Below are 15,021 nucleotides of genomic sequence, written 5' to 3' on the forward strand. Positions count from 1 at the left end.
GGTGGGCACAGTCATGGTCTGCCGCCAGGTCGTCTCCCTCGGCCGCCCGTACGCAGGGCAGACCGTGACCGTGCACGTGTCGGACTCCACGATCACCGTCGAGCTGGACGGCCAGGTCCGGGTGATCCGGCGCACGACCGACGTCCCGGTCCGTAACGTGAAAGCGAACAAGCCCCACGGGGCTCCCTATGTTGTCTAGGCCCACCGTCAAGCATCACCTGGGTCCAGAACGTCAGGCATCAGCTGGGATCCGACAGGCTGACGGCCTCGTGGATCTTGGACGGGTGCTGTCAGAACGGCGGTTCTTCGCTGTTCCCCTCGGCGGAGTTGGGGCCGGCGAGCCAGACCGATGAGCCGTCAGCCGACAGGTCGGAATCGCCATGTTGCCGCTGGCTGGGACCTTCATGAGATCGATGTGACGTGGCTGCGATGTCAGTGCAGCCTCGTATGTTGGCCCGATGATTCAGAAGGTGGTCGACGAGCGAGCTGTCGAAGCGGCAGTCAATGATGCTGAACAGGCGATAGCCGAGTTCGACGGGGCCTGCCGGTGGCTGGCTGCTGCCCGGCAGGGACCCATGGAGCCTCTTGCGGCCGAGGTCTGGGTGTTCGACAAGGATCTTGCCCGAGTGGTGTTGGTGAAGCACCGTTGGCGGGGTTGGGTTCCTCCGGGCGGGAAGGTCGAGGCCGGGGAGACACCGCGCGAGGGTGCGACCCGAGAGCTTGTCGAGGAGACGGGCCTTCGGGCGGAACTGCTGACCGCGCCGGCAGCAGTTGCGGTTCGCTCTTATCACCCGGACTGGCCGGTCACGCTCGGGCTGTCGTATGCCGCCGTCGTTGATGCAGCGGCCTCGTTTGTCCCGGAGGCCGGGCAGCCAGTGGCTTGGAAGAGGTTGGACGAGGGCTGGGAGAGCTATTTTCCCGACGATCTATCCCGAATCCGTCAGCATGCCGCATGGTTGGCCGATCGGGTGGGCCGTCACTGAGGGACTGCTGCGACTCTTCCGCGGCGGGCGAGCTCGCGGCGGAGGTCGAGATTCTCGCCGTGGGCTTGTTCGAGCGCGTCCCGCAGAGCTTGTACTTCTTCTCGGTGCCGCTTCTTCAGACGGGTGATCTGGCTGGTCAGCGCGAGGACGAGGGTGCCCTGCTCGTCGGCCGCAGGCGCCGGAGTGGGAACGGGCCGGGCCTGGGCCCGTAGCCGTTCGATGCGCCCTCGCAGGTCGGGGTGGTTATAGAGGAAGGCGTGAGAGACGGCGGCCTCGCGCTGGACGGCCTGGAAGGTGATCGGCTCGCCGCGTTTGACCAGGGTGCGGATCGCTTTCTCCGCTGCCTCGGTCTTGGTCTGGGACTTTGCCTTCGCGGCGGCGGCGAGGGTCTGGGTGCGCTTGGTGCAGGCGTCGGTCATGGCCGGGTCCTTCGGTGGCGGTCGAGGTCGAGGGTGAGAGGGACGGGGCCTGTGGGGGCGGCGCCGCAGTCGGCGCCCTGAACCGCCCGGCCGGGCTTGGAACGGATGGTGTCCAGCAGCTTCGTGAGGGCCGCGTGCTCGGCCTCCGTTGCAGGAGCCAGACGTTGTCCTCGGGTATCGGGCGGCCGTGCCGTTGTTGGATCGCGGTGGTGCTGCGGGTGATCAGGGCCTCGGTCTCAGCCAACTGCCTCTGAAGGGCGCTCTGGTGGGAGGCGTCGGTGACGAAGACCGAGCAGGTCAGGCAGGCGTTTCCCTTGTCGCAGGTCTGCAGGGGCGGCAGCAGGCACCAGCCGTGGGGCAGGAAGCGGTCGGCTCGGTTGAACAGGTGGAGGCTGTCGTGGTCGTCGCGCGAGAAGACGATGTGGGTGCCGTCCGCCCGCAGTTTCGCGGTGGCCAGGAACGCCTGCTCGGCGTGTTCCTGGCGGGCGGCGACGTAGTGCATCGCGCCCGGCAGACTTTGACGGCGGGTGCCACACCATTACCAGTAGCGGAGAACATTTACCAACTCTTGACTGTTTGAGCAAACGTATTGATCGTCACATCCACTTCCCGATCTTGGTCAATTGATGTCCCTTTTCGGACTGTTGACCTTCCGTTTGCCTGTGGGTCTTAGTTACGTGAGTCAACTGTGAGAGCGCCATGGGTGGGATGTAGCGGGGATGCGGACTGGATTGCGGGCCCGGGGCAGGGCCGTCGGGGCACTGCTGAGCGTGACGTTGGCCGTGGGTGTGATTCCGGCCTTGGGAGGCGGTGAGGCCGCGGCGGCTGTGCCGGCCGCGCCGCGCGGCGCGGAGACTGCCCCTGCCGACGGTGGTGTGTCGGAGGCGGACGCGCTGGCCGAGGCCAGGCGGACGGGGAAGCCGGTGGAGATCTCCGCCCGGCGTGGGGAGAGCCGTGAGGTCTTCGCCACGCCGGAGGGGAATCTGGAGGCGCGGGAGTATCTGCGTCCGGTGTGGGCCCGTGGCCAGGGCGGCTGGAAGCCGGTGGACACGAGTCTGGTGGCGGCCGGTGAGGGGATGGTCGCGCCGAGGGCTGCGACGGTGGAGGTGGAGTTCTCCGCCGGTGGTGGGTCGGTGCCGTTGGTGCGGATGCGGCGGGCGGGGCGTGAGCTGAGCCTGTCGTGGCCGGCCGCGCTGCCCAAGCCCCAGCTGGAGGGGGCGGTGGCGACGTATGCGTCGGTGCTGCCGGATGTGGATCTGCGGATGACCGCGCAGGAGGACGGTTTCACGCAGCTGCTGGTGGTGAAGTCGGCGAAGGCCGCGGAGAGTGCGGAACTGGCCGAGCTGCGGCTGAAGCTGTCGGCGTCGGGCCTGGACGTGCGGGAGACCGCCGGGGGCGGTCTGGAGGCCATCGACAAGGGCGCGGCGGGCGCGGTGTTCGAGGCGCCGAAGCCGATGATGTGGGACTCCAGCCCAGGCGAGCAGCCCGCCACCCCCGCGCAGGCACGCGCCGCCACGTCCGCCGCGCAGACGGACACGGTGCAGGCTGACGGCGAACGAGAGCCGGGCGCAGGCGAGTCGGGCAAACTCGCACCGGTGGACGTGGCGGTGACGGCCCGGCAGGACGAGCTGGTGCTGACCCCGGACGCGGACGTGCTGAAGGGCGCGGACACCACCTACCCCGTCTACATCGATCCGCAGTGGTCCACGCCGAAGGCGTCGGCCTGGACGATGGCATCCAAGTACTGGGCGTCCTCGCCGCAGTGGAAGTTCAACGGCGCCTCGGACGCCGGTCTGGGCTACTGCAACTGGGACTACTGCGCCCCGCACGACACCAAGCGTCTGTTCTACCGGATCCCGACCTCCACGTTCGCGGGGAAGTCGATCCTGTCGGCGGAGTTCGTGGTCCGCAACACCTGGTCGGCCTCGTGCAGCGCGCGCAACGTCGAGCTGTGGCAGACCAAGGACATATCCTCCTCGACCACGTGGAACAGCCAGAACGCCTCCGGTTTCTGGATCAAGCAGCTCGCGTCGATACCGTTCGCCTACGGCTACACGGGCTGCGCGGCCAAGGACGCCGAGTTCGACGTGAAGTCGGCGGTGCAGACGGCCGCGAACAACAAGAGCGCCACGATGACGTTCGGGCTCCAAGCGGCCAGTGAGACCGACGGCTACGCCTGGAAGCGGTTCTCCGACAAGGCCTACCTCCACGTGAAGTACAACCGGCCGCCGCCGCAGATCAAGACGTCGCAGCTGACGATGGAGTACGGCGGCACCTGCAAGAAACCGGCCGACGCGGCACACGTACGCACGCTGGGCAAGATCTACGCCAACAGCGTCACCGACCCGGACGGCGACAACGTCGCGGTGCAATTCCAGGCGTCCTGGGACACCGGGGACGGCAAGGGCCTGACCCCGCGCTGGAAGCCGGCACTCACCTCGTACAAGAAGTCCGGGTCCAGCTTCTACATCAGCCTGCCGACCTCCATCCCGCAGAACAAGCAGATCAACTGGGAGGCGCGCAGCTACGACGGGGCCCAGTACTCGCCGTGGTCGTCCGCGGGCGACCCGGCCGCCTGCTACTTCTCCTACGACACGAAAGTGCCGAAGGCACCGGTGATCACGTCGGGGGACTACCCGGCCTTCAACCCGGAGGACCCGGACGACCCGTGGTACGACGGGGTGGGCAAGTACGGCACCTTCTCCATCAAGGGCGCCGACACTGATGTGACCAAGTACTGGTACGGCGTCAACAGCGAGCCCACCTCGAAGAACACGCTCACGACAACGGGCGGCGCCGCGAAGACCATCAGGATGCTGCCGGCCAAGCCCGGGATGAACTTCATCATCGCCCAGGCGTTCGACCAGGCCGGAAACGCCGGTGAGCCCTACACATACCAGTTCCAGGTGAAGACCGGGCAGCCCGAGCGGGCAATGTGGCAGATGGACGAGGACGCCGGGGCGAGCCAGGCCGCGGGTTCGGCGCCGGCACGTACGCTCGAACTGCGCGGCGGCGCCGCACCGGGCGTACCCGGGGCCAAGGGTACGGCGGTGTCCTTCAACGGAGTCGACGGCTACGCGATCTCCGACATTCCCACCGTGGACACCTCGAGCGGGTTCTCCGTCTCTGCATGGGCGAAGCTGTCGACGATGCCGAGCCAAGCGGCGATCGTCGCTGCCCAGCCCGGCAACCGCTATCCGGGCTTCGAGCTGTACTACTCCCAGACCTACGACCGGTGGGTGTTCAACCAGTACAAGGCCGACGCCGCCGGCGCGGGCCTCGTGCGGGCCATGGCGCCCTCTCCGGGCGGAGCCAAGGCCGGGCAGTGGACGCACCTGGTGGGCACCTACAGCCTGACCGACAAGGAGCTGAAGCTCTACGTCGACGGCGCATTGGTCGGCACCACGGCCTACACCACTCCCTGGGACGCCCGTCGGGGTCTTCAGATCGGTGCCGGCTCCTATAGCGGCAAGCCGGACTGCTTCTTCCCCGGGGCGATCGACGAGGTGCAGATCTTCGACAGGCCGCTGTCGGCCGGCGAAGTAACGCGCCTACACAGCAAGGAGTCGCCCACCTCAGGCCGCCCGGCACGGACGGTGTTTCCGATGGACGAGCCTGCCGGCGCCACGCAGCTGACCGGGAAGGCGGAGGTGCCGCCGGCCAAGTTCTTCGGAGGCGTCACCTCCGGGCAGGCCGGTGTCGCGGGCAACGCCCTGAGGGCGGACGGGAGCACCGGTTATGCTGCCACGGACCGGCCCCTGCTCAACACGGCCCGCTCCTATACCGTTTCCGCCTGGGCAAAGCTGCCCACGGAAGCCACCAACCGCAACCGCACGGTGCTGAGCCAGAGCGGCACCTACTACAGCCCGTTCTATCTCTCCTACGAGTGGGAGCCGAACACGTGGAGCCTGCGCACCTCGCTGGAGGACGTCGAGGCAGGCAACCTCACCAACCAGCGGGTGCGGGCGAACCAGCCGGCGCGGCCCGGTGAGTGGACCCACCTGGTGGCGGTCCACGACGCCGACGCCCAGCAGATCCGCCTGTACGTCAACGGGCAGTTGCAGGGCAGTGCCGCCGCGCCCAAGATCTGGGAGGCCCAGGGGCCGGTGCAGGTCGGCCGTGCCATCTGGACGGGCAAGTACGTCGACTACTTCCTCGGGGAGATCGACGACGTACGGTTCTTCGACCGGCCGGTAGCCGACGACGAGGCCCGCCAGATGTTCCAGCAGCGCCCACAGGTCAAGGCCCGGTGGACGTTCGAGGAGACTGCCGGGACCAGCCCGGTGACCACCCCGAACGCCGTGTCTGGAGGCAGCGCGCTCACGCTGAACGGGGGCGCGAAGAAGTCGGACTTCGCCTTCATCGACTTCGGCAGCCTGGAGCTGGACGGTGTCGGAGGCTACGCCGCCACGACGTCCGTACCGGTCGATACCAGTGGCAGCTACACCGTGACCGCCTGGGCGCAGGCGGCAGCGTTGCCGACCAGGGCTGTCGCGCTGGTCAGCGCCGAGGGCTCCACCCAGAGCGCCCTCACCGTTCGCTTCGTACCGGACACGGTGAACCCGGAGGGCCTCGGCCACTGGGAACTGGCGGTGCCGGACAAGGACGACACGGACGCGACGGTCGTACGCGTGAAGAACAGCGAGTTCTACGACGCGCGGGACTGGAACCACCTGGCCGTCGTCTACGACGGCTTCGCCAAGCAGACCCGCCTGTACGTCAACGGAGCACTCCAGGAGCTCTCCTGCGACGGCAACGGCGAGAACTGCGGGGACCAGGTCTCCTCGGCCGAGAACACGTTCGCCTTCAAGGCGGCCAAGTCCTTCCAGGTCGGCCGCGCCAAGACCGACGGGGCTTGGGGAGAGTACTTCCCCGGCCTGGTCGACGACGTCTGGGCCTTCCAAGGCGTGCTGACCGACGAACAGGTCCAAAAACTCGCGGCCAGTTGGTTCGACGTACCGACCGAAGTGCCTAGCACCGGCTGACCTCAGGTGATGGGACGAAACGTCTCGGAGCGCTCCATCAGGCAAATGAACCGGCTGGCCCGCATTGGCCTGACACGGTCCAACGCTCACGGCGACTACTGAAGCAAGGACGGCGGCCCGGGTCTCCCGGGCCGCCGCAAGACCCACGCGAATGCTATTCAAATTCCGCTCCGGCCTGCCCAGCGACACGCAGGCTAGCTGGCGGCGAAGGACGAAGGACGGAATGAAGGACAGATCGAGAAGGCGGCTCAAAACGCTGCGGCGACGTATCGCGCTGGCCTCGGCCGCGGTCATGGTCGGCACCCTCCTGCAGGCGGTGACACAGCCCGCTGCCGCGGCGGATGACGGGAAGGGGCTCTCCGCCCTTCCCCAGTCCGAGAAGCCGGTACCCGTCTCAGTGGTCAAGACCAAGCCACGCACACTGATGAAGGGCCCACGCACTCCGCAGACGCCCCCGGACGCGGCCTGGCCGAAGGCCGCCACAGCGGTCGTCAAGCTATCGGCCTCCGCTGCGATAGGCACGGCAGCCACGGCCATCCAGGCCAAGGGACTGCCGCTGACCCTGGACGCGGGGGGCGTCAACGGCGCCACGTCGGCGAGCGGTGCTGTCGAAGCTCGTGTCCTGGGCCGCAAGGCGACCCAGGACGCAGGTGTCGACGGTGTGCTGTTCACGCTGCGCTCGAAGCGCGAAGGCAAGGACGGGCTGACTGGTCGAGCCGGCCGCGTGCGCGCCAAGCTCGACTACTCCGGTTTCGCAGGGGCCTTCGGCGGTGGTTATGCCTCCCGGCTGACTCTGGTGGAGCTGCCCGCGTGCGCAGTGACGACTCCGGAGGAGGCCCATTGCCACACCAGCCGGCCGGTCGCGGTGGTTAACGACACCGAGAAGCGGACGCTGACCGCGCAGAACATAGCTCTCAGCGCCGGTGCTCCTACGGTGCTTGCTGCGGTGGCGGAGGCGGGCGGTGCGAGCGGTGACTACCAGGCGACCTCGCTGTCGCCTTCAGCCACCTGGAGCACGAATCTGAACACGGGTGACTTCTCCTGGTCGTACGACATGCCGGTGCCTGAGGTTCCCGGCGGCCTGTCCCCGAGCATCGGACTGTCGTACTCCTCGGGTTCTATCGACGGCCGTACCGGCAGCACGAACAACCAGGCGTCGTGGGCGGGTGACGGCTTCGACTTCTGGCCCGGATTCATCGAGCGGCGGTACAAGCCGTGTGCCGATGACGGCGTGAAGAACGCGGACGGCACCAAGCCCGGTGACCTGTGCTGGGCGTACGACAACGCGTTCATCACCTTCAACGGCAAGGGCGGCGAGCTGGTCCCCACCGGCGCGAACTCGTGGAAGCTGAAGGACGACGACGGCACCAAGATCGACCGTCTGACCTCCAGCAGCCGTGGCAACGGCGACAACGACGGTGAGTACTGGCGACTGACCGACCCGGCCGGCACGCAGTACTACTTCGGCTACAACCGGCTGCCGGGCTGGGCGGACGGCAAGCCGGTGACGAACTCCGCCTGGACGGTTCCGGTGTTCGGCAACGACTCCGGTGAGCCCTGCCATGCCGCGGCGTTCGCCGACTCCTGGTGCCAGCAGGCCTGGCGGTGGAACCTGGACTACGCCGTCGACGTGCACGGCAACGCCATCGCCTACTACTACAACCAGGAGACCAACTCCTACGGCCGCAACCTGAAGGCCAAGGACAACACCCCCTATGTCCGCGGCGGCACGCTGGACCGGATCGAGTACGGTCTGAAGTCCTCCTCGATGTACGGCACGAAGGCGCTGGCCAAGGTCAGCTTCACCGACGCCGAGCGCTGCCTGCCCGACTCCTCCACCACCTGCACCGACATCGGCAAGGACGCGGCGTACTGGTACGACACGCCGTGGGACCTCAACTGCGACGCGGGCAAGGACTGCGACAAGGGCCGTCTCTTCCCGGTGTTCTTCACCCGCAAGCGGCTGACTGAGGTGACCGCCCAGGTCCTCAACGGCAGTGGGTACGACAAAGTCGACTCATGGAAGCTGACCCACCGCTGGGGCATGGCCGACACCGACTACCAGTTGCTGCTGGACTCCGTCCAGCGCACCGGTCACACCGCAACCCCTGCCGTCACGCTGCCGAAGACGACGTTCGCCTACACCCAGCTGGCCAACCGCCTGGACAGGACCGGTGACGGCTACCGGCCGTTCATCAAGGACCGCCTGTCCACGGTCGCCGACGAATCGGGCGGTCAGATCGACGTCAACTACTCTGCTCCGGCCTGCGATTTCGCCGCGCTGCCGACGCCGCAGACCAACACCACGCGCTGCTTCCCGCAGTACATCGGAGGCAGCGTATCGGACGACCCCGAGCGGCAGTGGTTCAACAAGTACGTGGTCACCTCCGTAACCGCCACCGACCGGACCGGTGGGGCGCCGGACCAGGTCACCACTTACCAGTACCTGGGTGGTGCGGCCTGGCACTACGACGATGACGACGGGCTGACGAAGGAGAAGTTCAAGACCTGGTCGCAGTGGCGTGGTTACGGTCAGGTCCGGGTGCAGACCGGTGGCCAGGGCGGCGCGTCGGCGATGAGGTCGCAGGAGGACACGTACTTCCTGCGGGGCATGGACGGCGACCGCAAGGACACCAGCGGCGGCGTCAAGGCGGTGACCGTCACCCTGGGCGCCGGTGAGGGTGACCCGATCACCGACCACGAGTCGGCGGCCGGCTTCTCCTACAAATCCGTCAGCTATTCGGGTCCGGGTGGCAGGGTGCTGGGCAAGTCCGTCAGCTGGCCCTGGTACCACCAGACGGCGAAGAAGACCCGCAGCTGGGGCACTGTCACCGCCAACTTCACCGGTACCAAGAGCAGCACGTCGTGGGCGTCGCTGGACGACGGTGCAGGTGCGAAGTGGCGCACCACCGAGACCATCAACGAGTTCGACACGGTGGCCGGGCGTGTCACCCAGGTCAACGACCGCGGCGACACGAGCACCGCAACCGACGACACCTGCACCCGCACCACCTACGCCACCAATACCACCGACAACATCCTCAACCTGCCCTCGCGGGTGGAGACGGTGGCGAAGGCCTGCACTGCGAGTGTCAGCCGTCCCGCGGACGTGATGTCCGACACGCGCACGGCCTACGACGGCGGCGCCTACGACGCGGCTCCCACCAAGGGCGACGCGACGGCGAGCGCGGCGCTGAAGGACTACAACGGCACCACCGCCCTCTACCTGGAGTCCGGCACCACCTACGACGCCTATGGCCGCCCCCTCACCAGCACTGACCTGACCGCCGACGTGGCCGTCACCGGTGCCGGCGTGCTCACGCGCACCCCGCGCGCGGACGGCCGCACGACCACGACCGAGCGCACTCCGTCCACCGGTTTCGCCACCACAGTGAAGGTGACCACGCCTCCGGCCAAGGCGGGCAACGCGACCACCGCGCAGACTTCGACCAGCAGCCTCGATGCCTTGCGGGGCCTGCCGGTGAAGCAGACCGACACCAACATCAACGTCACCGACTTCGCCTACGACGCCCTGGGCCGTACGGCCAAGGTGTGGCTGGCCGACCGCAACACCGGGCTGACCCCGTCTTACGAGTTCACCTACACCTTCACCGATAAGCATCCGGTCGCGGTCGGCACCAAAACCCTCAACAACACCGGAGGCCAGCGCACCTCCTACACTCTCTACGACGGCTTCCTGCGCACCCGCCAGACCCAGGAGCCCGGCCCGGACGGCGGCCGTCTGCTGGCCGACACCTTCTACGACGAACGCGGCCTGACCGCGAAGGAGTTCGCCACCTACTACGCCACCGGCGCTCCCTCCACCACGCTGTTCAAGCCCGAGGACGCGCTGGGGGTGGAGACCCAGAACCGGTACACCTACGACGGTCTGGGGCGACAGACCGAGGCCAAGCAGATCGCCGGGAACGGCGACGGCGGCGCCGTGCTGGGCGCCACGCGGACGATCTACGGCGGTGACCGGACCACGGTGATCCCGCCGGTCGGCGGCACCGCCACCACCACTGTCACCGACGCCCGCGGCCGGACCACCGAACTGCGCCAGCATGTCGCCCGCAGCGCGGAGGCGGCCTACGAGACCACCAAGTACACCTACACCCCGCGCGGCGAGTTGCTGAGGCTCACCGACCCGGCGGGCAACAACTGGTCGTACACCTACGACCTGCTGGGCCGGCAGCTGACGGCGACGGACCCCGACAAGGGCACCACCACCAACAAGTACAACGACCGCGAACTGGTCACCACCAAGGACGCCCGCCCGGGCACCCCAGCCCTGTGGCACGGCTACGACGACCTCGGCCGCCAGATTGAGCTGCGTGAGGGCTCCGGCACGGGAACCCTCCGCGCGAAGTGGACGTATGACACTGTCAGCGGCGCGAAGGGGCAGGTCGCCGAGTCCACCCGCTACGTCGACGGCGCCGCCTACACCACCAAGGTCACCCAGTACGACCGCCTCTACCGGCCGGTCAGGACCGCGGTGGTCATCCCCGAGCGGGAGGGCGCCCTGCAGGGTACCTACCAGGCCGGTACCTCCTACCTGTCCTCCGGGCTGGTCGGCGGCGTGAGCTTCTCCGCGGCGGGCTCGCTCCCGGGCGGCAGCCAGTCGTTCACCTACGAGCCGGCGACGCTGCGGCCCATCTCCCTGCTGGGCGACGGCTTCAAGGCGGAGACCAGCTACAGCCTCACCGGCAAACCGCTCCAGTACACGATGTACAGCACGGCCGTCGGCGCCAAGCCGGTCCAGTTCACCAACACCTACGAGTGGGGCACCCAGCGCCTGGCCACCTCCCACATCGGGCGCCAGGACATCGCTGGAACCGACCAATACAGCACCTACCGCTACGACGAGGCGGGCAACGTCCTGTCCGTCTCGGACGTCTCCCGCTCCGGCACCGACAACCAGTGCTTCACCTACGACCACGTGCGCCGTCTGACCGAGGCCTGGACCCAGAACACCACGGGCTGCGCCACCGCACCCAGCGGCGGCGTGCTCGGCGGCCCGGCCCCGTACTGGCACTCCTACACCTACGACCTGGTCGGTAACCGCACCACGGAAACCCTCCACGACCCCACGGGGAACGCGGCCAAGGACGTCAAGCGCGCCTACGCCTACCCCGACGCGGGCAAGGACCAGCCGCACACGCTGAACTCCGTGACCAGCACCGGTCCCACGGGGACGGTGAAGGACTCCTACGGTTATGACGAGACCGGCAACACCACCGGCCGCACCGTGGGCGGCACCACGCAGAGCCTGGAATGGGACGCGGAGGGCCATCTGGCGAAGGTGACCGAACCCGTCGCGGGCGGCAGCGGCAAGGTCACCGAGTATCTCTACGACAGTGAGGGCAACCGCCTGATCGGCCGCGCCCCCACCGGTACCACCCTCTACCTCGGCGCCACCGAGATCACCCTGGCCAAGGGCTCCACCACGCCCAAGGCCACCCGCTACTACGACCTCGGCGACGGCAACCAGGCCGTCAAGAGCGACGACGGCAGCGTCTCCTTCACCCTCGCCGACCATCACGGCACCGCCCAGCTCGCCATCGAGGCCGGTACCCAGAAGCTCACCCAGCGCCGCACCCTGCCCTTCGGCGGCGCCCGCGGCACCGGGCCGGACTCCTGGCCCGGCACCAAGGGCTTCGTCGGGGGCACCGACGACACCCAGGTCACCGGCCTGACCCACCTCGGCGCCCGAGAATACGACCCCATCACAGGTCGGTTCATCTCCGTCGACCCCGTCATGGCTCCGGATAGCCCGCAGCAGATCAATGGCTACACCTACGGTGACAACAACCCGCTGACCTTCGCAGACCCCAGCGGCCTGTGCCCGTTCATAGACTGCCCGACCCGGCCCGGACCCAACTACGAGAACACCACCCCTGGACACGTACCGGGTAAGAAGAAAAAATCAGCCAATGCCATCTACAAGCAGAAGGGGCTCTCCTACAGCGGGTGCAACGCCGACTGCATGATTCGCAATGCAGCGTTGAAAGACCTCAAAGCTTGGGAAAGGGAAGAGAACCGTGTCATAGACCCGGCCTGCGAATTCATAAACTGCGGACCGGGCGGGCGCCTCCCAAGCTGGACCGCAGACTGTGGATCCACCATCAGCGGCGACGCGTGCGGACCCACGCCGGGCAAACTCCGCGCTCAGTCCGCCCTTATGTCGATGGACCCAACCGGGGCCCTCGAAGCGACCCTGTGCATACAGGACCCATCGGATTCCAGATGCGGCCGGGCCCTTGTGGCGGTGATGCCCATAGTCGGCCTCAAGGCTTTCAAAGGCGGAAAGGCTCTTCTTGAAGGTGCGGAAGGGATCGGTGCGAGTCTGCCTGGTAGTGCAGGGGCTCAAATCCCTGGACGCCTGAGCAGTGATCAAATGGCGGCACTGAGTGCCGAGCATGGAGTCGAATTCGCCCTCGTTTACCGAACTGGGCCTGGGCGTAATGGCGGTGGTGGAACCTACTGGCTCTACTCTGGTAGGGAACGAGCTGTGACTGTCCCTGTCGGTGACGACGTGCGCTTTATCTCGCACACTCATCCTGGCGGTACCCCATACGCTAGCCGAGGTGACTTGAAGGTGTTGAAGTCCCTTCGGAAGGAAGGATCACCGCAGATCTCCAGCCAGGTCGTCCTGCCTGATGGTTCTGCCATACGATATGGAGGGCGTTGGATGAGAGATGGGACGTTCGCTCCATGAATTTGGATGAGTTTCGGTATCTTTGGGAAACCCAGAAGGGTCGGTACGCATTGATTAACGTCGACGAATCGGAAGGGGATGACGGGCTAGTGATCTACGACGTTCCTGGTCGATCCGTAGAACTCATCGATGATGACGACCTCCATGATGAGATTGTCCGGCACATGCGTGAAGCCGGGGTGCCCGTCATGGGTGATTTTCCGAAGTGACTGAGTTAGGGAAATACCAGAAGCCCTCTCCGGGATGTCCCGGGGGGGCTTTTGGAGTGTTTGACGGCAACAGTGACGGCAACTGGGTTTGTGTAGCACACGTACTGATTGCTGGCGGGCGAGAATCCAGTCCTCGTTCACAATGCTGGAGACGTGGCCCCAATGAGGCCCATTTGTGGCGTTCGGTCGCTGCGGCGGAGCTTTCTGGCATTCATGGCACGCGCTCTTTCAGAAGCGCCCAAAATCTTCATTCGCGTAGAGGTGTCGGATATTAATAGGCGAGACATGCGGGCTCCCATCCGGGGCATATAGGGGTTCCTTCGCATGAATAGGTGAAGTCAGCTACTTGGTGCTGGGTGAATCCAACTGGAGTGCGCTCCATAAGGTTTCGCGAAACCGTGATCGGGTATCTCGTGGACTCGGTCAGAGAGCTGAACACCAGAAGTCACATGTAAAGGGCTCCGCCGGATCCGGCGGAGCTTTCTATATGGGGTGACGGCAGTAAGTTGACGGCAACGTCAGCGGACGGGGCGGGGCAGTGCAGCGGTTCGGCGCCGTCGCTATTGACAGCCTTGGTGATCTCCGGGGTGATGAGGAGGGTACCGAGGGCGTTGACGGCGTCTCGCTGTAGGCGGAGCCTGACGTGGACGTAGACGCCGATGTGGAGTGTGGCCGAGGAGTTCCTTGATCACGACGAGTTCGACGCCCTGTTCCAGGAGCAGGGTGGCGGTGGGGGCGGAAGTCGTGAAGCGGATGCGGCGGGTGGCGGCCTTGTGGAGGAGCGTGGTGAAGGTGCGGGTGAGGTTGTTCGGGTCGATCGCTCTGCCCTGCTGAGCGGTGACCACGTGCCCGCTGCGCTGTCACGTGGTCCCTACTGCCTCTCATTCGCGCTGCCGCACTCCGTAGTGGAGCTTCAGCGACTCGAGGCAGAGGGCGGGGAAGGCGATGGGGCGTTCGGAGGCCCGGGTCTTGGTGGGAAGTGTGGTGAGTCCGACCGTGCTGGTGCGCTGCAATGTGCGGCGGATGGCGGCGATGCCTCGGTCGAGGTCGAGGTTCTCCCGTCGCAGGCCGAGGAATTCGCCCTTGCCTAGTACTCCAGCAGCACTTTGACGTTTTCCCTGTTCAGGGGCGGTTTGGGCGAGTGTAGTGGGCTGAGTTCCGGCCCGTGTTCTCTTTCCCGGACGGCCCCTCGATCGTGTGCAGCCGCCACTGATAGTGGCAGTGGTCTGGGCAGCCTCCCGGCGTGATCGACGAGCATGCAGTTGAGATCTGGAACGACGAGCTCGAGGAACTCTTCCTGCGCACCGGCCACCGCTTCAGGCGCGTCGAGCCACGTCGCAGGATGCGTGACTACATCCGTGGACTGCTGGGCCCGGTCGGCCGGAAGAACGGCTGGCAGCTGGCCGAATACGCCGGGCATCACACACCCGACCGCCTTCAGCGGCTCCTCAACGGCGCCCGCTGGGACGCCGACGAGATCCGCGACGACCTCCAGCACTACGTAGCCGAACGGCTCGGCGAGCCCGACGGGATCCTCATCCTCGACGACACCGGCTTCCTCAAGAAGGGCACCACCTCGGCCGGCGTGCAGCGCCAATACTCCGGCACCGCCGGGGCTTGTAATTGAATAACTGTCAGTTTTGATCTGTGGAGCGTCTTTCGATTGGCGTCCCACGGGCCTTCAGCTGCTCCAGGGTGCGGGCGGGC

8 protein-coding genes and 1 pseudogene are annotated in these 15,021 nt (G+C 66.7%); 8 read left to right on the forward strand and 1 reads right to left on the reverse strand.

Going from position 1 to position 15,021, the window contains the following annotated elements; genetic code table 11:
* Window position 1: 1 nt before the first annotated feature.
* Both ACIQMV_RS37880 and ACIQMV_RS37885 read left to right on the forward strand, forming a co-directional pair.
* The gene (locus ACIQMV_RS37880) at window positions 2–199 is read left to right on the forward strand and encodes a hypothetical protein (protein WP_402597632.1); all 198 of its coding nucleotides are present in this window, start codon (window positions 2–4) and stop codon (window positions 197–199) included.
* Window positions 200–458: 259 nt separating this feature from the next.
* Complete coding sequence (locus ACIQMV_RS37885) at window positions 459–983, forward strand: NUDIX domain-containing protein (RefSeq protein WP_402597633.1); 525 nt, start codon at window positions 459–461, stop codon at window positions 981–983.
* Here the strand turns inward: ACIQMV_RS37885 and ACIQMV_RS37890 are convergent.
* Window positions 977–1,402, reverse strand: coding sequence for a DUF6262 family protein (locus ACIQMV_RS37890; RefSeq protein ID WP_402597634.1), 426 nt, complete (start codon window positions 1,400–1,402; stop codon window positions 977–979). The genes ACIQMV_RS37885 and ACIQMV_RS37890 overlap by 7 nt on opposite strands.
* Before the next feature lie 187 nt (window positions 1,403–1,589).
* Between ACIQMV_RS37890 and ACIQMV_RS37895 the strand changes: the two genes are divergently transcribed.
* The 6 genes and pseudogenes from ACIQMV_RS37895 to ACIQMV_RS37920 form a co-directional block, all read left to right on the forward strand.
* A complete protein-coding gene (locus ACIQMV_RS37895) occupies window positions 1,590–1,982 on the forward strand; it encodes a hypothetical protein (protein WP_402597635.1) in 393 nt (130 codons plus the stop codon).
* 139 nt (window positions 1,983–2,121) lie between these two features.
* A complete protein-coding gene (locus ACIQMV_RS37900) occupies window positions 2,122–6,387 on the forward strand; it encodes a LamG-like jellyroll fold domain-containing protein (protein WP_402597636.1) in 4,266 nt (1,421 codons plus the stop codon).
* A 223-nt stretch (window positions 6,388–6,610) separates the two neighbouring features.
* The gene (locus ACIQMV_RS37905) at window positions 6,611–13,105 is read left to right on the forward strand and encodes an RHS repeat domain-containing protein (RefSeq protein WP_402597637.1); all 6,495 of its coding nucleotides are present in this window, start codon (window positions 6,611–6,613) and stop codon (window positions 13,103–13,105) included.
* Window positions 13,102–13,314, forward strand: coding sequence for a hypothetical protein (locus ACIQMV_RS37910; RefSeq protein ID WP_402597638.1), 213 nt, complete (start codon window positions 13,102–13,104; stop codon window positions 13,312–13,314). Before ACIQMV_RS37905 ends, ACIQMV_RS37910 begins: the two co-directional genes overlap by 4 nt.
* Window positions 13,315–13,982: 668 nt before the next feature.
* Window positions 13,983–14,405 carry a hypothetical protein gene (locus ACIQMV_RS37915; protein ID WP_402597639.1) on the forward strand — a complete coding sequence of 141 codons (423 nt, stop codon included), beginning with the start codon at window positions 13,983–13,985 and terminating at the stop codon, window positions 14,403–14,405.
* A 155-nt stretch (window positions 14,406–14,560) separates the two neighbouring features.
* A pseudogene (locus tag ACIQMV_RS37920) lies at window positions 14,561–14,929 on the forward strand (transposase); the annotation flags it as partial.
* Window positions 14,930–15,021 lie beyond the last annotated feature (92 nt).

Source organism: Streptomyces sp. NPDC091412, assembly GCF_044756885.1.
Taxonomy (GTDB): domain Bacteria; phylum Actinomycetota; class Actinomycetes; order Streptomycetales; family Streptomycetaceae; genus Streptomyces.